At 73.0% G+C, this 19708-nt stretch carries 13 protein-coding genes and 1 riboswitch; of the genes, 5 read left to right on the forward strand and 8 right to left on the reverse strand.

Going from position 1 to position 19708, the window contains the following annotated elements:
* Positions 1-426 precede the first annotated feature (426 nt).
* The gene (cobN, locus tag ACWEN0_RS42020) at positions 427-3990 is read right to left on the reverse strand and encodes a cobaltochelatase subunit CobN (protein WP_451986254.1); all 3564 of its coding nucleotides are present in this window, start codon (positions 3988-3990) and stop codon (positions 427-429) included.
* A 49-nt stretch (positions 3991-4039) separates the two neighbouring features.
* Positions 4040-4150, reverse strand: a riboswitch (cobalamin riboswitch).
* A 92-nt stretch (positions 4151-4242) separates the two neighbouring features.
* Here cobN and ACWEN0_RS42025 point away from each other — a divergent pair.
* Entirely contained in the window at positions 4243-4971 is a 729-nt protein-coding gene (locus tag ACWEN0_RS42025; protein WP_451986256.1) for a hypothetical protein, read from the forward strand.
* Here ACWEN0_RS42025 and ACWEN0_RS42030 read toward each other — a convergent pair.
* The 5 genes from ACWEN0_RS42030 to ACWEN0_RS42050 form a co-directional block, all read right to left on the reverse strand.
* Complete coding sequence (locus ACWEN0_RS42030) at positions 4968-5351, reverse strand: hypothetical protein (protein WP_451986258.1); 384 nt, start codon at positions 5349-5351, stop codon at positions 4968-4970. The genes ACWEN0_RS42025 and ACWEN0_RS42030 overlap by 4 nt on opposite strands.
* Positions 5352-5381: 30 nt before the next feature.
* A complete protein-coding gene (locus ACWEN0_RS42035; protein ID WP_451986260.1) occupies positions 5382-6338 on the reverse strand; it encodes a hypothetical protein in 957 nt (318 codons plus the stop codon).
* 69 nt (positions 6339-6407) lie between these two features.
* Positions 6408-6641 (reverse strand): helix-turn-helix transcriptional regulator, encoded by a 234-nt coding sequence (locus ACWEN0_RS42040; RefSeq protein WP_086676495.1) that lies wholly within the window; start codon positions 6639-6641, stop codon positions 6408-6410.
* Positions 6642-6643: 2 nt separating this feature from the next.
* Entirely contained in the window at positions 6644-7495 is an 852-nt protein-coding gene (locus ACWEN0_RS42045; protein WP_451986262.1) for an ABC transporter permease, read from the reverse strand.
* Positions 7492-8418 carry an ABC transporter ATP-binding protein gene (locus ACWEN0_RS42050; RefSeq protein WP_451986264.1) on the reverse strand — a complete coding sequence of 309 codons (927 nt, stop codon included), beginning with the start codon at positions 8416-8418 and terminating at the stop codon, positions 7492-7494. Before ACWEN0_RS42050 ends, ACWEN0_RS42045 begins: the two co-directional genes overlap by 4 nt.
* 343 nt (positions 8419-8761) lie before the next feature.
* Here ACWEN0_RS42050 and ACWEN0_RS42055 point away from each other — a divergent pair, with 343 nt between their 5' ends.
* The 3 genes from ACWEN0_RS42055 to ACWEN0_RS42065 are packed head-to-tail and all read left to right on the forward strand — an operon-like array spanning position 8762 to position 11930.
* On the forward strand, positions 8762-9826 hold the full coding sequence (locus tag ACWEN0_RS42055; protein WP_451986266.1) for a precorrin-3B synthase: 1065 nt from the start codon (positions 8762-8764) through the stop codon (positions 9824-9826).
* Positions 9823-10446 carry a precorrin-8X methylmutase gene (locus ACWEN0_RS42060; RefSeq protein ID WP_451986268.1) on the forward strand — a complete coding sequence of 208 codons (624 nt, stop codon included), beginning with the start codon at positions 9823-9825 and terminating at the stop codon, positions 10444-10446. Before ACWEN0_RS42055 ends, ACWEN0_RS42060 begins: the two co-directional genes overlap by 4 nt.
* Positions 10443-11930, forward strand: coding sequence for a precorrin-2 C(20)-methyltransferase (locus tag ACWEN0_RS42065; protein WP_451986270.1), 1488 nt, complete (start codon positions 10443-10445; stop codon positions 11928-11930). Before ACWEN0_RS42060 ends, ACWEN0_RS42065 begins: the two co-directional genes overlap by 4 nt.
* On the opposite strand, the gene ACWEN0_RS42070 is transcribed toward ACWEN0_RS42065, so the two are convergent.
* Complete coding sequence (locus ACWEN0_RS42070; RefSeq protein WP_451986272.1) at positions 11924-12523, reverse strand: LuxR C-terminal-related transcriptional regulator; 600 nt, start codon at positions 12521-12523, stop codon at positions 11924-11926. The two genes, ACWEN0_RS42065 and ACWEN0_RS42070, sit on opposite strands and share 7 nt — an antisense overlap.
* Before the next feature lie 85 nt (positions 12524-12608).
* Here ACWEN0_RS42070 and ACWEN0_RS42075 point away from each other — a divergent pair, with 85 nt between their 5' ends.
* Positions 12609-16253 (forward strand): nSTAND1 domain-containing NTPase, encoded by a 3645-nt coding sequence (locus ACWEN0_RS42075; protein ID WP_451986274.1) that lies wholly within the window; start codon positions 12609-12611, stop codon positions 16251-16253.
* A gap of 357 nt (positions 16254-16610) precedes the next feature.
* On the opposite strand, the gene ACWEN0_RS42080 is transcribed toward ACWEN0_RS42075, so the two are convergent.
* Positions 16611-19706 (reverse strand): arabinosyltransferase domain-containing protein, encoded by a 3096-nt coding sequence (locus tag ACWEN0_RS42080; protein WP_451986276.1) that lies wholly within the window; start codon positions 19704-19706, stop codon positions 16611-16613.
* Between the last annotated feature and the right edge of the window lie 2 nt (positions 19707-19708).

Here is a 19708-nt window from a genome sequence, read left to right on the forward strand (position 1 = left end):
ACAAACTATTGGACTAGACCATTGATGAAGTCAAGACGCGAAGGTCGGTTGGCGCGCTCGAGCGGGCGAAAAGCGCCGTAATATCCGATATTGGTGGGAAGAAACGCGCCACGCGGGTGAGCCGGGCGGCGGTCGGCGAGGCGAAAGCGCGGGAGAGTAGGACGACCGCCCGATTCGCGCGCGTTGAGCGGAAGGTCCTTGCCCACTCGGCCGGCAGCGTTGCCCGTGAGTCCGCACGCGGGCAGCGTGACCAGTACTGCCACCACCTCGCCGCCGTGTGCGTGGGCCACCGAGCGGACGATCGACCACCCCGGCCCCGCGCGCCCTCGGCCGCCACGCGGGCTCGCCGGTGGAACGGGTCGAACAGGGCCGGTACCTCGGCCGCCACGCGGCCAGCGGGCCACCCGACCCGGACCCGCGTTTCCGCTACTCCGACTCCAGGTCGCCCTCCAGCGACAGATACACCTCGCGCATCTTCGCCAGCAGCTCCGGGTCCGGCTCCTCCCACAGCCCGCGGTCCGCCGCCTCGTTCAACCGCTCCACGATCCCGCGCAGCGCCCATGGGTTGGCCTGGCGCAGGAACTCCTGGTTCACCTCGTCCAGGACGTACGACTCGGTCAGCTTCTCGTACATCCAGTCGCCCACCACGCCGGCCGTTGCGTCGAAGCCGAACAGGTAGTCCACCGTGGCCGCCAGCTCGAACGCGCCCTTGTAACCGTGGCGGCGCATGGCCGCCAGCCAGCGGGGGTTCACCACCCGGGCGCGGAAGACCCGGGCCGTCTCCTCGCCCAAGGTCCTTGTGCGCACCGAATCCGGGGACGTGCTGTCACCCACGTAGGACGCCGGGGCGGACCCGGTGAGCGCGCGGACCGTGGCGATCATCCCACCGTGGTACTGGAAGTAGTCGTCCGAGTCCGCGATGTCGTGCTCGCGCGTGTCCGTGTTCTTCGCCGCCACCACGATGCGCTTGTACGAGCTTTCCATGTCCTCGCGCGCCGAACGGCCGTCCAGGTCCCGGCCGTACGCGAAGCCGCCCCAGACCGCGTAGACCTCCGCCAGGTCCTTGTCGTCGCGCCAGTTTCCGCTGTCCATCAACGGCAACAGGCCCGCGCCGTACGCGCCCGGCTTCGAACCGAAGATCCGCGTCGTCGCGCGGCGCGAGTCGCCGTGGGTGGCCAGGTCCGAAGCCACGTGCGCCCGGACGAAGTTCTCCGACGGCGGCTCGTCCAACGAGGCCACCAGGCGGACGGCGTCGTCCATGAGCGTGATCACGTGCGGGAACGCGTCGCGGAAGAAGCCGCTGATGCGGATCGTGACGTCGATCCGGGGGCGTCCGAGTTCCGCGAGCGGAATCGCCTCGATGCCCGTGACCCGGCGGGAAGCCTCGTCCCACACCGGCTGGACGCCCAGCAGCGCCAGGACTTCCGCCGCGTCGTCGCCGGACGTGCGCATCGCCGACGTGCCCCACACCGACAGGCCGACCGAGCGCGGCCAGTCGCCCGTGTCCTCGCGGTAGCGGCGCAGCAGCGAGTCGGCCAGCGCCTGCCCGGTCTCCCAAGCCAGCCGGCTGGGGATGGCCTTCGGGTCGACCGTGTAGAAGTTCCGGCCGGTCGGCAGCACGTTCACCAAGCCGCGCAACGGTGATCCGCTCGGCCCGGCCGGGATGTAGCCGCCGTCGAGGGCGTGCAGGACCGCGTCCAGCTCGGCCGTCGTGCCCGCCAGCCGCGGGACGATCTCCTCCGCCGCGAACGACAGCACGCGGGCGACGTCCGCGTCCGGGGCCACGGACGCGACCGCCGTGGCGTCCCAGCCGCGCATCTCCATCGTCCGGACGAGCTCGCGGGCCGTCTTCTCGACCGCGTCCACATCGGACATCGGCGCGTCTTCCTTGAGCCCCAGCGCCGAGCGCAGCCCGGGGATCGCACCCTGTTTGCCGCCCCAGATCTGCGACGCGCGCAGCATCGCCAGCACCAGGTTGACCCGGGCCTCGCCGACCGGCGCCGCGCCGAGAACGTGGAGCCCGTCGCGGATCTGGGCGTCCTTGACCTCGCACAGCCAGCCGTCGATGTGCAGCAGGAAGTCGTCGAACTCCGCGTCGTGCGGCCGTTCCTCGACGCCGAGGTCGTGGTCCAGCTTCGCGGCCTGGATCAGCGTCCAGATCTGGGCGCGGATGGCCGGCAGCTTCGCCGGGTCCATCGCCGCGATGTTCGCGTGCTCGTCGAGCAGCTGCTCGAGCCGCGCCATGTCGCCGTAGGACTCCGCGCGCGCCATCGGCGGGATCAGGTGGTCGACGATCGTCGCGTGCGCCCGCCGCTTCGCCTGCGCGCCCTCGCCCGGGTCGTTGATCAGGAACGGGTACACCAGCGGCAGGTTCCCCAGCACCGCGTCCGGCGCGCACGACGCCGAGAGCCCGGCCGTCTTGCCCGGCAACCATTCCAGCGATCCGTGCTTGCCCAGGTGGACGACCGCGTGCGCGCCGAACTCCTCCTCCAGCCACCGGTAGGCGGCCAGGTAGTGGTGGCTGGGCGGCAGGTCCGGGTTGTGGTAGATCGCGACGGGGTTCTCGCCGAACCCGCGCGGCGGCTGGATCATGATGATCACGTTGCCGCTCTGCAGCGACGCCAGCACGATGTCGCCGTTGTCGACGTACAGCTCGCCCGGCGCCGGTCCCCAATGCTCTTCGATGCCCTCACGCAGTTCGGCGGGCAGCTCGGCGAACCACTCGCGATACCGGGCAGCGGGCACCCGGATCGGGTTGCCGGACAGCTGTTCCTCGGTCAGCCACTCCGGGTCCTGACCGCCGGCGGCGATCAACGCGTGGATGAGCGCGTCGCCGTCGGGCTGGTCGGTGCCGGTCGGGTCGACGCCCGGGAACGCGTCTTCGCCCAGGTCGTAGCCCAGGTCCCGCATCCGCCTCAGCAGCTCGATCGCCGACGCGGGCGTGTCCAGCCCGACCGCGTTGCCGACGCGGGAGTGCTTCGTCGGGTACGCGGACAGCATCAGCGCGATGCGCCGCTCCGACGTCGGCGTGTGCCGCAGCCGGGCGTGCGCCAGCGCGATGCGGGCGACGCGGGACGCGCGCTCGGCGTCCGGGACGTACCGGGGGAGGCCGTCCTCGTCCAGCTCCTTGAACGAGAACGGCACCGTGATCAGCCGGCCGTCGAACTCCGGGACGGCCATCTGGTTCCCGGCGTCGAGCGGCGAGAGGCCGTCGTCGTTGGCCGCCCACGTCTCGCGGTCGCTGGTCAGGCAGAGCGCCTGCAGGATCGGGACGTCGAGCGCGGCCATCTCGGCGACGTCCCACGCCTCGTCGTCGCCCCCGGCGCCGACCTCGGACGGCCGCGTGCCGCCCGCCGCGAGCACCGTGACCAGCAGCGCGTCCACGGTGGCCAGCTCGGCCATCATGTCCGGCTCGCGCGTCCGCAGCGAAGCGCAGTAGACCGGCAGCGCGCGTCCGCCCGCGGCTTCGATCTGGTCGGCGAGCGCGTGCACGAACGCGGTGTTCCCGGACAGGTGGTGGGCGCGGTAGTACAGGATCCCGATGACCGGGCCGTCACCGCGCGAAGGCCGCTCGAGGACGCCCCATTCGGGCTGGCGGGCGGGCGGCTCGAAGCCGTCGCCGGTGAGCAGGAGCGTGTCGGAGAGGAACCGGTGCAACTGCGTGAGGTTCGCCGGGCCGCCCTGCGCGAGGTAGGCGTGGGCCTCGGCGGCGATGCCGGCCGGGACGGTCGAGAGCTTCATCAGCTCGGCGTCTGGCGTCTGCTCCCCGCCCAGGACGACGACGTGCGCGCCCGACGCCCGCAGCGCGTCGAGGCCCTCCTGCCAGGTCCGCGGCGTCCCGAGGATCCGCGCGACGACGATCTTCACGCCTTCGAGGAGGGCGGGCAGCTCGGCGACGTCGAGCCGGGCCGGGTTGCCGAGCCGGTAGGCGCCCTCGGCGGAGCGCGCGCTGAGCAGGTCGGTGTCCGAAGTGGACAGAAGCAGGATCACGAGGTTCCTCCTCGGGGTCCGCGCCCCGGGTCGACGGGCGCGCCGGCCGGAGTTCCTGGCTCTCGGGGCCCCGACGTACTCCCTCCCTCGGAGGGGCGATCGGATACAGCACTCCCCGATGACAGTGGCGGGACCGCCCCGGATTCGCACCGGGTTCCTCCACCTGCCGACGCGTGGGTATCGGCTCCACTCTCCGGTGCCGGTCGAGGTGCGTCAAGGTGACGTTGACCGGGCCCTCGGTAACCTGGCGGCTTGGAACCCTTCCTCCGTGCCTTCACCGCCGCCCAGTCGAGCCGCGGGCCCTACCGCCGGGCGACCGGGGCCGAGCTGGCGGCCGCGGAAGCCGGGTTCGCCGCGCTCCTCGACCGGGTCCCGCACAACCTGTCTGAGCTGGGGTTTTCGGTGCGGGACGATTCGCTCGTGGTGCAGGAGCCCGGCTCGGAACGCGCCTGGGGCCTGTACGCGATCGACCGGTCCGCGCCGCCGTCGCTGGTGGTCGAGGCGCCGCACGCGTCCTCCGACCTGCGAACCGAGCTGATCGGCCTCGCCCTCTTCGAGGCGACGCCGGGCGCGGTCCTCGCGGTCGGCGGTGCGCACCGGCGCCGGGAGGACCCCGCGCACGACACCGGGACCGTCTTCCACGTCGTCACCACCCTGCTGGCCCGGCGCGGCCTGCCCCAGGTCCAGCTGCACGGCTTCAACGACACCACCCTCACCACGGCGGACGTCGTGCTCTCGGCGGGCGCGGCCGAAGCCGGGGACGCGGCCCGGCGGGCGGCGGACCGCCTCGCCGAGGCCGGGTTCCGCGTCTGCCGGGCCTGGGAAGAACCGTGCCGGGGCCTGGCCGGGACGACGAACGTCCAGGGCCGGGCCGCCGGGGACACACCGTTCCTGCACGTCGAGCTGAACCGGACCGTCCGGGAAGCCCGCCGGGACGACGTCGTCCGGGCGCTCGCCGAAGCCGACCTCACCAAGCCTTAGGCGGACTGCTCGGTGTCGCCTTTCGGACGGGTCTTCGTGCGCCCGCGGTACTGGTGGACCGTCTTCTGCCGAACCTTGTTGTGGTCGCCGACCGAGACCGGCCCGGATCCGTGGACGTCCACGTGGTGGCCGGTCGGCCGGCTCTCGGATTCGGAGGAGGCAGCGGGCTGCCCTGCCCCCTGTGATGAGGCCCGGAGTGCCAGGCGCAGGGAGGTGGCCGTCATGGCCGCGCCGACCAGGCCGACGACGAAGCTGCCGACCCCGGCGAGCTTCGCGGCGGTACCGAGGTCTTGCAGCGCGAACACGATGCCGAAGGTGATCAACACCACAGAGATGACGGCGACCGTGACCCTCTTCGCGGAAAAGCGCTGCCGGCTCACGGTGCTCCCTCGTTCGTCACAGTGCCCATGTCACAGCCCGAACCCCGGGAGCCGAATCGAAGTGTCCGGCGGTGGTGGCGGCGTGGGCTCCGGCAGCAATGAGAATGGATCTTCGTCGGGCGGGGGGAGAGCGGGGTCGGCCGGCGACGGGAAATCCAAACCCTCGTCTGTGAAGTCTGAAAGACTGTAGGGTGGCCACATTCCGGCGATCGTGGTCCTCAGCTCGACCAGTCCGTTTTTGATGGCGCGGCCGGACGGGCGGGCCACGCGTGAGAATTCGCGGTTGACGGTCGCGTTTCCGGAACCGACCATCGCGGTTGTCGCCCCGTTGACATTCACGTCGTCGACCAGCCGGCACAAGGTGGTGCTCGAAACGGAGTAGTCCTGGGTCATCGTCAGAAGTTCGCTGGGCACAGCTCTGGTCGAGCGGCCGATTTCGCGAATGAGATGTGCGGTTTTCGGGCCCGGGTCCGGTTCGACGAGTGCTTCGACGAGCGATCTCGGCGAGGCCCATCCGCGCTGAAGGCAATCGAGGAGGTCCACGTGGACTCGCCTGACCTTGAACTCGTTCCGCACATCGATCCGGTTGTGATCGCCGATGACGGTCGGGGTGTCGGAGATCGTGGCGGTGTAGGCGGAATGCACCTTGGTCTCGACCTGGTGTGGCCCGGCCTGTGCCAGCGCCGGATGTCCCCGTACCACGTTCTCCAGCGCGGTCACGGCCGAGGAAATGTTCTGTGGATCCTCGGCCGCTCGTGCCAGCTTTTCGGCGACAGCCGACTCTTTGGTCAGCCATTCACGGAACCGGTCCGTCGACACAACGACCTGCTGCAGATCGTATCTAGTGGTCTGTTTGAGCCGATTGTCGTTGCCGAGGACCGCGGCTCCAGAGTTGTCGATGTAGATGTTCCGGGCCGGGAACCAGCCGGTCAAACCATTGGTGTCGACGAACCCGTCCGCGCTTGAAACGATCAGTCTCGGAGCCACTGCGCCTCCCGTCGCCGGGTGCGCTGGTTCTTTTCAGTGTGGCAGCCCGGGCCCATTGATCGCCATGGCTCAGGCCGATTGTTCTCCCAGCCGGGGGAACGGCTTCGTCGAGAACAGGACCTCCACCGGGACCTCGAAGAACTCCGCGATCCGCAGCGCCACGAAGAGGCTCGGGCTGTATTCGCCGCGCTCCAGGTAGCCGATCGTCTGGTAGTGCACCCCCAGTGCCTCCGCGAGCTGGCGCCGCGAGATCGACCGCTCCGCGCGCAGCATCGCGATCCGGTTGTAGACGACCTCACTCATGACTACCCCACACGCTGCATGGCCTTCTCCCGGCGCTCGGCCAACGACGACCCCGCTTCCCGCCGCGCCATGCGGCGGAGCAGCACCGGGGCCAGCGCCAATCCGATCACGGACCACGCCACGAGCACGGCGAGGGTCGGCAACGGCCGCCACGACTGGCCGATTTCGACGACCACCGCGCTGTCGGGCAGCAGGGCCGAGCGCATCCCGAGGCCCAGCCAGTACATCGGGAACACCTGCGCGATGCCCTGCACCCACGCCGGCAGTGCCGTGACCGGGTAGAAGATCCCCGAAATCGCACCCAGGCCCATGATCGGCAGGGTGATCAGCGCGATGGACCGCGGGCTGCTGGTCAGCGAGCCCAGCGCGGCGCCGAGCGGCAGGGTGGCGACCAGGCCGAGCGCCAGCACCCACAGCAGGTGCAGGTACGACCAGGCGCCGTCCGGGGCGAGGGAGCCGAACAGGAACAGGCACGGGACCAGCACCAGCAGGATCCCGGTGACCTGCGCCATCGCCACCGTCGTCGTCTTGCCGACCAGGTAACCGAGCATGCCGTTCGGGGTCGCCTTGGCACGCAGGAGCGTGCCGTCCTCGCGGTCGATGGCCAGGTAGCCCGCCGTGCTGTTCAGGCCGTTGAACACGATCCCGGCGCCGAGCACGCCCGGCACGGTGGCCGCGCCGAGCGAGAAGCTGGTGCCGGGCAAGTGCGCGTTGCGCATGAAGAACAGCGTGCCGAGGAAGAGCGCGACGAAGACGAACTGGCCGACCACGTCGTCGCGGTTGGTCCACGTCTGCTTGAACTCGATCCAGCCGCGGGCCACCCCGGCCCGCAGCGCGGCGGTCCTGGCGTTCACCGCGCACCCGCTTCCAGGAGGCCGATCTCCGTTTCGCCGGCGGTTTCGGCGCGGCGGACCAGCGTCATGTAGGTGTCTTCCAGCGACGCGCGGCGCACCTCGAGGTCCGAGACGGCCTCGCCGTGCTGCTTGAACAGGTCGTACACGTACTTCGTCGCTTCGGTCGTCGAGTGGACGAAGCGCTGGCCGTCGACCGTCCAGCGGATCTCGGCCTCGCCGGAGACCTGCCGGCTCAGCGCGTCGGCCGAGCCGTCGGCGATGATGCGGCCGCCGTTGAGGATGAGGATCCGGTCGGCCAGCTTTTCGGCCTCGTCGAGGTCGTGCGTGGTGAGCAGGACCGTGGTGTCGAGCTCGTCGGACAGGCGGTGCACCAGATCGTGGAACTCGCGCCGCGCCTCCGGGTCGAAGCCCGCGGTCGGCTCGTCGAGGAACAGCAGCTCCGGTCGCCCGACGATGCCGATCGCGACGTCGAGCCGCCGCCGTTGCCCGCCCGAGAGGTTCTTGATCTTCTTCTGCGCGTGCTCGGTGAGCCCGACGGCCGCGATCAGCTCGTCGGCGTCCCACGGCCGCTGGTGCGACGCCGTCGAGTACGGCGCGTAGTACCGGCCGAGGTGCGCGAGCAGCTCGCGGACCCGCCATTTCCCGTGGTCACGCCAGGATTGGAGGACGACCCCCAGCCGGGCCCGCCAGTCCTCGCCGCCGCGCGCCGGGTCGATGCCCAGCACGCCGACCTCGCCGGCCGAGCGCATCCGGAAGCCTTCGAGGATCTCGATCGTGGTCGTCTTGCCCGCGCCGTTCGGCCCGAGCAGGCAGACGACTTCGCCCCGGTACGCCTCGAAGTCGACGCCGTGCAGCACGTCGTTCGCGCCGTAGCGCATCCGCAGCCCGCGCACGCGGACCACGGGAACCCCTGGATCTCTCATCGCCGTACCCCCATCGAACTGGTGCGATCGAATGTAGCACACCTACTACATTCGATCAGAGTTCTGCTGTGCCGGGAACTTGACCCACGGTCGAGCTGCGACCGCGCAAGAACGGCTCGCGGTTCAAGGCGCGGCTGTCCGCGACCTACCTCGAAGAGACCACCGCGTTCCTCTACGGCACCAAGCGGCGTGAGCTGGAACACCTTGAAACGATGGCGATGCTCGTCGAGCAGGACGCCGAGGGGCGCCACCCCTGCGTGACGTGGACCTGGACGCCGGAATCGCCAGGATCCGGCCGCGTTCGGGCCCTGGGGCCCGGAGAACCGCCAGCTACAGTGAGCCCATGCCGACCCCAGCACGTGTGCGAGCCGACGCGTGCCCGGGTGTTTTCGCACCCCACGACGCCGCCGACGGGCCCTTGGCCCGCGTGCGCCTGCCCGGCGGTGCGGTTTCCGCGGCGCAGCTGCGCGCGCTGGCCGACGCCGCCGAGGCGTGCGGCGACGGCGACCTCCACCTCACCTCGCGCGGCAACGTCCAGCTGCGCGGCGTCACCCGGCCCGGCCTCGCCGCGCGGCTGACCGACGCCCGCCTGCTGCCTTCGCCGTCGCACGAGCGGGTCCGGAACGTCCTGGCCTCGCCGCTGAGCGGGCTGACCGGCGGGCTCGCCGACGTCCGCGGCCTGGCCCGCGACTTCGACGCCGTCCTGTGCGCGACGCCGGACCTCGCGGAGCTGCCCGGCCGGTTCCTCGTCGCCTTCGACGACGGCCGCGGCGACGTCGCCGCCGAGGGACCCGACATCTGCTGGCAGGCGACCGGCCCCGCCGAGGGGACCCTGCTGCTCGCGGGCGGCGACACCGGACGCCGGATCGCGCGGGCCGACGCCGTCGAAGCGCTGATCGACGTCGCGCTGGAGTTCCTCCGCGTGCGCGGGTCCGCCTGGCGCGTCGCCGAACTCGACGATCCGGCCTGGCGGGGGACGCCGGTGCCGCGTGGCGACGTCTCGGTGCCCGTCGGGATGATCGCCGGGGTCGCGGCGGGCGTCGTGCCCCGCTTCGGGCAGCTGACCGCCGGACAGGCCCGGGCCCTCGCGGGCTTCGGGCCCGCGCTGGTCACGCCGTGGAAGTCGGTCGTGCTCCCGGAGGCGCCCGCCGACGTCTTCGACCGGCTGGGGTTCGGCGGCGAACCACTCGGCACGAGCGCGTGCGTCGGCCGCCCCGGCTGCGCGAAGGCACTGGCCGACGTCCGGGCCGACGCCGTCTTCCGGCCCGGCCTGCGCGCGCACTTCTCCGGCTGTGTGCGGCGGTGCGGGAAGCCGTCGCAGTCCCATGTGGACGTCGTCGCCGAAGCGGGCGGCTACCGGGTCGACGGCCGCTGGGTGCCGTTCGACGAGATGGAAGGGAACCTGTGATCGACTACCTGCGGGACGGTGCCGAGATCTACCGGCACTCGTTCGCCACGATCCGCGAGGAGGCGGACCTGGCGATCCTGCCCGACGACGTGGCGGGCCTGGCGGTCCGGATGATCCACGCCTGCGGCATGGTCGATCTGGTCGACGACCTGCGCTACACGCTCGACGTCGTCGAAGCGGGCCGGGCCGCGCTGGAGGCCGGCGCGCCGATCCTGTGCGACGCGCAGATGATCGCCAGCGGCGTCACGCGCCGCCGCCTGCCCGCGGGCAACGACGTCGTCTGCACGCTTTCGGACCCGAGCGTGCCGGGGCTGGCCGAGCGGCGGGGCACCACGCGGTCCGCGGCCGCGCTGGAGCTGTGGCGCGACAAGCTGCCCGGGTCGGTCGTCGCGATCGGCAACGCGCCGACCGCGCTGTTCCGGCTGCTGGAACTGCTCGAGGAAGGCGTCGGCGCGCCCGCGGCGATCATCGGGGTGCCGGTCGGGTTCGTCGGCGCGGTCGAGTCCAAAGTGGAGCTCGCGAAGCGGGCTCCCGCGCCCTACCTGGTCGTCCACGGACGCCGCGGCGGCAGCGCGATGGCCGTCGCCGCGATCAACGCCCTCGCGAGCGCCGAAGAATGACGGGCACGCTCTACGGCGTCGGGCTCGGCCCCGGCGACCCGGAACTGATGACGGTCAAGGCGGCCCGGCTGATCGCCGAGGCGCAGGTGATCGCGTACCACTGCGCGCGGCACGGGCGGAGCATCGCGCGGTCGGTCGCGGAGCCGTACCTGCGCGAGGGGCAGATCGAGGAAAAGCTCGTCTACCCGGTCACGACCGAGGCGACCGACCACCCCGGCGGGTACGAGGGCGCGATCGCCGACTTCTACGAGCTGAGCGCGAAGCGGCTCGCGGAGCACCTCGACGCGGGCCGTGACGTCGTCCTGCTCTGCGAGGGCGACCCGTTCTTCTACGGCTCGTACATGTACATGCACGAACGGCTTTCCGGCCGGTTCGAGGCGGTCGTCGTGCCGGGCGTGACGTCGGTGAGCGCGGCGTCGTCGGTCCTCGGCCGGCCGCTGGTCCAGCGCGACGAGGTCCTGACCGTGCTGCCGGGCACGCTCCCGGCGCCCGAACTGGCCCGGCGGCTCGCGGACACCGACGCGGCCGCCGTGCTGAAGCTGGGCCGCACGTTCGGCTCGGTGCGGGAGGCCCTGGAAGAGGCCGGGAAGCTCGACGACGCCGTCTACGTCGAACGCGCGACCTGGGGGCAGCAGCGGATCGAGCCGCTGGCCGACGTGGATCCCGCGTCGGTGCCGTACTTCTCGCTCGCCTTGCTGCCGAGCCCGGCCTACGCGTCGCGGGTCTCGCCCGCCCCGAAGCCGGTTGAGCCCGCTTCGGGCGGCGAGGTCGTCGTCGTCGGCCTCGGCCCGGCCGGCCCGGAGTGGTTGACGCCGGAAGCCGCGGCGGAGCTTTCGGCCGCCGAGCACGTCGTCGGGTACGGGCCGTACGTCGCGCGCGTGCCGCAGCGGGCCGGGCAGCAGCGGCACGCGTCCGGCAACCGCGTCGAGGCGGACCGGGCCCGCGAAGCACTCGCCCTGGCCGCCGACGGCTCCCGGGTGGCGGTCGTGTCCTCGGGCGATCCCGGGGTGTTCGCGATGGCGTCGGCGGTGCTGGAGCAGGTCTCCGCGGGCCACGGCGCCGGGGTGCGGGTCCGGGTCGTCCCGGGCGTGACGGCCGCGCAGGCGGCGGCCTCGCGGGTCGGCGCGCCGCTCGGGCACGACTACTGCGTGCTTTCCCTGTCGGACCGGCTCAAGCCGTGGGAGATCATCGAGAAGCGCCTCGACGCGGCGGGCGCGGCGGACCTGGTGCTGGCGCTGTACAACCCGGCTTCGCGGTCGCGGACGACTCAGCTCGCTTCGGCGCGTGACGTGCTCCTGCGGCACCGCGAGCCGTCGACGCCGGTGGTGGTGGCGCGCGACGTCGGCGGCCCGGAGGAGGACGTCCGGACCACGACCCTCGGCGAACTCGATCCGTCCACTGTGGACATGCGGTGCCTGCTGATCGTGGGCTCGTCGAAGACCCGGAACGAGCACGGCGTCGTCTGGACCCCGCGCAGCTACTGACCGAGCCCGGCGTCCCGCGCCCGGGTGACCAGGGCGGCCCGGTCGGCGGTGCCGAACTTCGCGAGGATCCCGCTCACGACGTTGCGGACGGTCTTCGGGGCGAGGTTCAGCCGCGCCGCGATGGCCAGGTTGCCCAGGTCGTCGGCCAGCAGCGCGAGCACCTCGTGCTCGCGGGCCGTCAGCACGGGCAGGGCCGCCGCCGGGCCGGTCAGCCGGGCGTACAGCCGGTCGGCCGCGTCCTCGCCGAACACCGCCGCGCCGCCCGCCACCACCCGGATCGCCCGGGCGAGGTCGGCCGGGTCGACGCCGTCGTGCAGCAGCCCCCGGGCACCCGCCCGCATCGCCGCGACCACCAGCTCGCCCGCGCCCGGCGCGGTCAGCACCAGCACCGGGACGCGCGCCCGCGGGATGACCACCAGCCCGGCGCGGTCCGCGGGCCGCAGCAGCAGGACGTCCGGCCGGGTGGCGGCCAGCGCCCGCACGACCGCGCCGGGCTCGGGCGGCACCGAGCCGATCACCTCGATCCCCGGCGTGGGCGCCACCGGTACGCCGGCGGCGACGACCTTGAGCAGTTTCCCCAGGCTGCGCGTCATCACACCGACGTGTCTAGCGCAGAAAACCTGTCCAGTGTCGGGGCCTTTCCGGTGAACAATGACCGTGACACGAACGGGGGCAGGGGTGCCGGGACGTGAACGGCCGCTCGGGCCGGGGGACGACGTCGTCGTCGAGTTCGCCGCCGGCCTGCGGCGGCTGCGGGAGGAGGCGGGCGGGCCGACCTACCGCACGCTCGCCGCGGACGCCGGGTATTCGGCGGCCGCGCTGTCGGAGGCCGCCGGCGGCCGCAAGCTGCCCGGCCTCGCCCTCACCACGGCGTACGTCAGCGCGTGCGGCGGCGACGTCGAGCAGTGGGAAACGCGCTGGCGGGAGGTCGCCGCGGGCCTCGCCGCCGGCCGCACGCCCGGCCCGGAAGCCGAGACGCCCTACCTCGGGCTCGCCGCGTTCCAGCGGTCCGACGCCGCCCGGTTCTTCGGGCGCGAGAAGCTGATCGGCGAGCTGACCGCGAAGCTGCGCGAACGCCGGTTCGTCGGCGTGTTCGGCGCGTCGGGCTCCGGGAAGTCGTCGCTGCTGCGCGCCGGGCTGGCCGCCGAGCGCGCGGTGACCGTCCGCACCCCGGGTGAGCACCCGATGAGCGCTCGCCTGGACGGGACCGGGCAGCTGCTGATCGTCGACCAGTTCGAGGAGGTCTTCACCCTCTGCCACGACGACGCCGAGCGCGCCGCGTTCGTCGGCGCGCTGCTGGACCGGGCCGCCGACGAGCACGGCAGCCAGGTCGTCCTCGGCGTCCGCGCCGACTTCTACGGGCACTGCGGCCGGCACGCCGAGCTCGTCGACGCGCTGCGGGACGCCCAGGTGCTCGTCGGGCCGATGACCGCGGACGAACTGCGGACCGCGATCGTCGAGCCGGCCGTCCGGCACGGGTGCCAGGTCGAGTCCGCGCTGGTCACGACGCTGGTGGCGGACGCGGCCGGCCGGCCCGCGGTGCTGCCGCTGGTGTCGCACGCGCTGCTGGAGACCTGGCGGCGGCGTCAGGGCATCACGCTCACGCTCGCCGCGTACGAGGCCGCGGGCGGGATCCGGAACGCGATCGCGCACACCGCCGAGACCGTCTACGGCGAGCTCGAACCTGAGCAGCAGGCGAAGGTGCGGCAGATCTTCCTCCGGCTCACCGCGCTCGGCGACGGCACCGAGGACACGAAACGGCGGCTGCGCCGGCGCGAGCTCGACGACGACCCGGCGACGGCCGAAGTCCTCGAACGCCTGGCCGCCGCGCGCCTGCTCGCCCTGGACCGCGACGGCGCGGAGATCGCCCACGAAGCCCTGATCCGCAGCTGGCCCCGGCTGCAGGACTGGCTGGCCGAGGACCGCGAAGGCCACCGCCTGCACCGGCAGCTCGCCGAGGCCACCGACCTCTGGGAGTCCCTCGACCGCGACGCGGGCAGCCTCTACCGCGGCACCCGCCTCGGCCTCGCGACGGAGTGGGCGGCCCGCTCGCCGGGCGCGCTCACCGGCCGTGAGCGGGCGTTCCTCGACGCGGGCCGCGCGCAGGCGACGGCCGAGGCCGACGCGGTCCGGCGGCGCACGCGGCGGCTGCGGCAGCTCGCGGCGTTGCTGGGCGTGCTGCTGGTCCTCGCGGGCGTCGCGACCGGCTTCGCGATCGACGCGTCCCGGACGGCGACCGACCAGCGGAACGTCGCGCTGGCGCGCAAGGCCGTCGGGGACGCCGCCGACCTGCGGCAGACCAACCCGGCGCTGTCGGCACAGCTCAGCCTGGCCGCGTACCGGCTGGCGCCGCTCCCGGAGACGCGCGACGGCGTACTGGGCTCGCTGGCCACCCCGTTCGCCACCCGGGTCGGCCTCCCCGAGTCGCTGGGCCACGACAGCTCCGTCGCCCTCGCCGGGCACCTGATGGTCGTCGCCGGCGCCACCCGGGTCGTCCAGGTCCAGGACATCACCGACCCACGGCACCCGGTGCTGCTGGCGACCCTGCCGGAGGCCGGGAAGCCGCACTACCCCGTGGCGCTCAGCGCGGACGGCCGGATCCTCGCGACCGCGACCGGCGACCACGCGTTCCGGCTCTGGGACCTGCGCGACCCGCGGCACCCGGCATCGCGCGGCTTGGCGCGCGGGCACACCGACACCGTCTACAACGCGCAGATCAGCCGCGACGGCCGCACGCTCGTGACGGCGGGCCGCGACGACACGACCCGGCTCACCGACATCTCCGACCTGGACGCCCCGAAGCAGCTGGCCATGCTCTCGGGCTCCGGGCCGGAGCAGTACGAGAAGGCCGTGCTCGGCCCGGACAGCACCACGCTGGCCGTGAGCAACGACCGGACCACGCAGCTGTGGGACGTCCGCGACCCGGCGCACCCGGCCTGGCTCTCGACGTTCACCAGCCACACGGACCTGGTGAACCTGGACGCGTTCGGCCCCGACGGGCGGACCCTGGCCACGACCGGCTGGGACGGCCGGACGCGCCTGTGGGACGTCGCGGACCCGCGCGCGCCCCGGCCGCTGCGGGACCTGCCGGACAACGGGATCGTCTGGATGGCGGCGTTCAGCCCCGACGGCCGGACGCTCGCGACGGTCGGCGACGACCAGCTGCTGCGCGTCTGGGACGTCGCCACCGGCAAGCAGCTGACGCAGCTCGCCGGGCACACGAACTCCGCCGTCTGGGTCGGCTACACGCCCGACGGGCGGACCCTGGTCAGCGCGGCCGCCGACCAGACCGTCCGGCTCTACGACGTTTCGGCGGTGGAGCTGAGCCGCGTCTCGACGCCGGTCGGCTTCTCCCCGGACGGGCGCGTCCTCGCCGCCTCGGGACCCGACGACCTCCAGCTGTGGTCCTTCGCCGAGCCGCGGGCGCCGCGCCTGACCGGCCGGATCAGCGGCCTGCCGGGCCCGGTCACGGCGGCGGTCCTGAGCCCGGACGGCCGCACGGTCGTCGTCGCCGTGCTCACCGGGGCGTCGACGGCGGTGGCACGCGGCCTGCTGACGCGGTGGGACGTCTCGGATCCCGCGCACCCGCGGCAGGTCGCTTCGGCGGACGCGCCGAAGACGTACTCGCTGGCGTTCAGCCCGGACGGCCGCCGGCTGGCGACGGGCTACGACAACGGGCCGCTGGCGCTGTGGGACGTGCACGACCCGCGCCGGTTCGCGGCACCGGTCACGCTGCCGAGCCCGTACGCCGGGACGGTGTGGTCGGCCGCGTTCTCGCCGGACGGCCGGACCTTGGCGTACAGCCAGAAGTCGCAGCCGTCGGCGGTGTTCCTGTGGGACTTGGGCGGGCCGTCGCGCGTCGCGACGTTGGACGTCGGTTCGGGGGCGGCCGGCACGGTCGCGTTCCGGCCGGACGGGCGCGTGCTGGTGGCGGGCAGCTCCGACCGGACGGTGCACCGCTGGACCGTCGCCGACCGGGCGCCCCTGGCCCCGCTGACGGGGCACACGGACGAGCTCGGCACGGTCGCGTACGCCCCGGCGGGCACCCGGATGGTCACGACGGGCTCCGACCGCACGGCCCGGCTGTGGGACGTGACCGACCCGGACCACCCGGCCCAGATCGCCGAGCTGGAACCGGGCATCACGGGTGGTGCGGTGCTGAGCCCGGACGGCCACACGGTGGTCCTCGCGGGCGGCCAGCTGTGGGAGACGGACCCGGACCTCGCCGCGGCGGCGATCTGCCGGGTGGCGGCGCCGAAGATCACGGCGGAGGAGTGGGCGCGGTACTTCCCGGAGCTGAGGTACGAGCCGCCGTGCGGGTAGCGCTGCCGCCGGAGGTCCGCCGCGCGGAGCGGCCGGATGGAGCTGGCCTGCGACGCGGCTGTCGCGGCGGGCGTGCCGGGGCTTTCCGAGTGTGGGAGCAGGTGGGGTTGTCGGCGGTGCTCGCGACCGACCCGGCTTTGGGTTACCCGGCCCGGCGGTCCGGCGGTTTCCGGTGCGTTCGGGTCGACGCCGATCGCCGCCGCCCGCGTTTCGCGGCCGCGGCGCGCAACCGGAACCGCCGCGACGCCGTCTCGACGCGGCGGAGGGCTGCGCGCCGGCGGTGGCGACGGCGCGGCCCGGTTCGGTCAGCGCAGCCAATCTGAGCCGGGCCGCCGTCCGGGGTGGACGAAAGCCTGATCAGCGCGTGGGGTCCTTGCCGTTGGGCTGGCTCGGTCCCGGACCGGGGGACCACCACCCCGGGACGGTCTTCTCCCCGTGCACCACCGTCGGCGCGATGCCTTCCGTGAACGGCTCGATCTGCAGCAACTGGCCCCACGACTGGCTCGGCTGGCCGATCAGGTAGCTCGGCACCTCGGGCTCGTCGGCCAGCTCCTCGAGCCAGCCGTTCGGCCCGCCGTTCGTCGAAGACGCCCAGTCCGCCTCGTCCGCCAAGCCGCCCGCGGTGATCCGGTAGTCGGGCACCTGCGAGATCCCGTCGTGGGACGTCACCGGCTGGACGCACGGGTACACGAACGATGCCGGCCAGTCGACGTACACCGGCTTCGAGCCGATGCGGTCCGTCAGCGTCGTGAACGTCGGGACGCGCGGCGCCGATGCCGCGATCCAGCCGTCCTCCGTGAGGTCGTTGTCGACGATGTTGATGCGGACCGCGTTCGTCTCCGGCGGGAGGTCGCGCAGGTTGATGCGGGTGTCGTTCCAGCTGCCCGTGCCCGAGCCCGGCGGGAGCATGAACTGGCTGCGGAGGATCTTCACGCCCTCGGAGGTGTTGACGCCGTAGTCGAGGCTCACCGACGTCGGGCGGCGGGGCGCGCCCGCCGTCGCCACCACGATCTGGCCGTCCGCCGGCTTCTCCGTCAGCGCGTACCAGTCGCTGCGCAGGCGGCCCGCGCGCGTCTCCGGGTCGAGGTAGCTCGACCACATCGGCACCGTCTCCGGCGTGAACCCGTGCGGTGGCTCGGCCAGCGGGTCCTTGTCGTCGACCGCGTGGGTGTGGAAGCCCGTCTGGACGCGGCCGTTGTCCTGGTCGGGGTTCGGGAGCGGCGAGTTCTCCGGCGGTTTGGGCTTCTCCGCGACCGTGCGCTGCTCGGACTGCGCGTGCAGGATGCTCGTCGCCGCGTCGCGCTCGACCATCACGTGGTCCGACAGGTTGCAGCTCTTGCCGAACAGGTGCCCGATGTTCGCCGCGCCCAGGCTGTAGCTGCCCGCCTGGTTGTGGATCGCCCACGCCATCGTGACGAACTCGCCCGCCGCCACCAGACCGCAGACCACCACCAGCGACAGCGACCCGAGCCGCAGCGCGCGCAGCCTGCCCTCCTGCACCGGCGCGGGCGCGCCCGGCCGGTGGGCGCGGACGTTCTCGACGAACGCGTAGATCCCCGCGATCGCGGCCGCGACCAGCAGGATCGTCGACAGCGGGATGCCGCCGATCGACGGCGCCACGTTCGTCCACTGGACGCCGAGGCGCGAGACGAACCAGTAGGTGTTCGGCCCGGTCGCGGCCAGCGCGGCGACCACCAGCAGCCCGGCGAGGAACGCCGCGCGGTTGCGTTTGGACCGCAGCACCGTCGAGCTGGTCGCGAGCGCGGTGAGCGCCGCCATCGACGCGCCGACCGCGGCGAACGCGCCGAAGTGGTGCGTCCACTTCGTCGGTGTCAGGGCCAGGAGCAGGAAGAACAGCGCCGTAGTGCCGATCAGGCGGCGGGCCGGGCCGAGCGACGCGCCGGGGATGCGGCCGCGGCGCAGCAGCATCACCAGGCAGGTGGCCGTGCACAGCCCGACCAGCAGCACCGGGAAGCGACGCGGTGCCGAGCCGTCCGGCAGGTCCGCGAACAGCAGCTGGTAGCGCGCGAGCTCCTGGAACCACGACAGGTTCGGGCCCACCTGCGTCCGGATCCGGGTCGCTTCCTGGACGGTCGCGAACGTCTGGTCGGCGAACACGGCGATCAGCACCAGCAGCCCGGCCGCGGCGACCGGCGCGAGCACCGGCAGCCAGCCGCTCTCGTTCGCGCGCTGGCGCACGAGCTTGAACAGCGGGCGCGCGGCGACCAGGAACGGCGCCACCGCGATCAGCCCGGTCGGGGTCGCGGCCAGGGTGAACCCGGCGGCGGTCAGGCCCAGGCACAGCGGGAGCAGCCGCCGCGTGACGAGCGCGCGTTCGACCGCGCAGATCGCCAGCAGCGAGCCGAGCGCGGCGACCGGCTCCGGCCGGACGCCGTTGTTGTAGGGCATCCACCAGATCAGGAACACCGTCGCCGCGGCCCAGCTGGCCGGGCGGCTGGTGCGGATCTGGGTGCCGAGACGCGGCATCACCTCGCGGCTGATCAGCAGCCAGCTGAGCACGCCGAGCAGGAACGACGGCAGCCGGATCCACGGCGGCACCACGCTGACGTGCGCCATCAGCTCGTAGACGTGGTAGAACCAGCCGAACGGCGCCTCGGCGACGCCGAACCAGCGGTGGTAGTTCGTCAGGAACCCGGTCTGCTCGGTGACCCTGGCCATCGTGAGGATGTAGCCGTCGTCCGAGGTCACCGGCCCGATGAAGACCCACGCGCCGAGCGCGGCGATCACCGTGGTGTCCCGCAGCGTCAGCCGCCACCAGCCGACCGGCGCCCAGCGCGGCGCTCGTCTCGCGAAGCCGGAGTCGCGGCGCCAGACCGCGATCAGGCAGCCGATCAGCGACAGCACGGCGAGCACGCCGACCGCGACCTTCAGGGCCGTCGGCGACGTCTGGTAGCGCGTGTCCGGCACGACCGAGACGTGCAGGCCGGCGATCGGGTCCTTGCTCGAGTTGATCGAGGAGTAGATGCCGACCACGCGGGGCCGGACGTCGCCGTTGGCGTGGAACACCGGCGTCCCGGCCACGGCGATGGTCATCTGCGTCGCGTCGACGTCCAGCTCGACGTCGCACTTCTCGGCGGGCAGCGGCTGCTGGGCGATCTGCTGGCCCTGGCTCGAGGCCATCAGGACGCCGTTGTCGACGCGCAGCTGCATGCCGGCGCCGTTGCCGGCCTTGGGGTCGGTGCGGCCGTCCGGCACGGTGGCGAACAGCAGGCCGGGGCCGCTGGTGCGGGCGTCGACCGAGCGGATGGCCGCGCACGGCAGCTCGGCGCGCAGGTCCTGGGCCCAGTACCCGGTCAAGGGCGCGTTGACGGAGCGGGTGTCGCTGCCGGTCGGCCAGACGACCTCCGCCGTGTCCTGCACCACCGGCAGGAAGGGGAAAGCCAGCGCGCACAAGGCCGAGAGCAGCCCCAGCGCTACGGCAATCAGACGCATCG

The sequence above is a fragment of the Amycolatopsis sp. NPDC004378 genome (genome assembly GCF_053602455.1).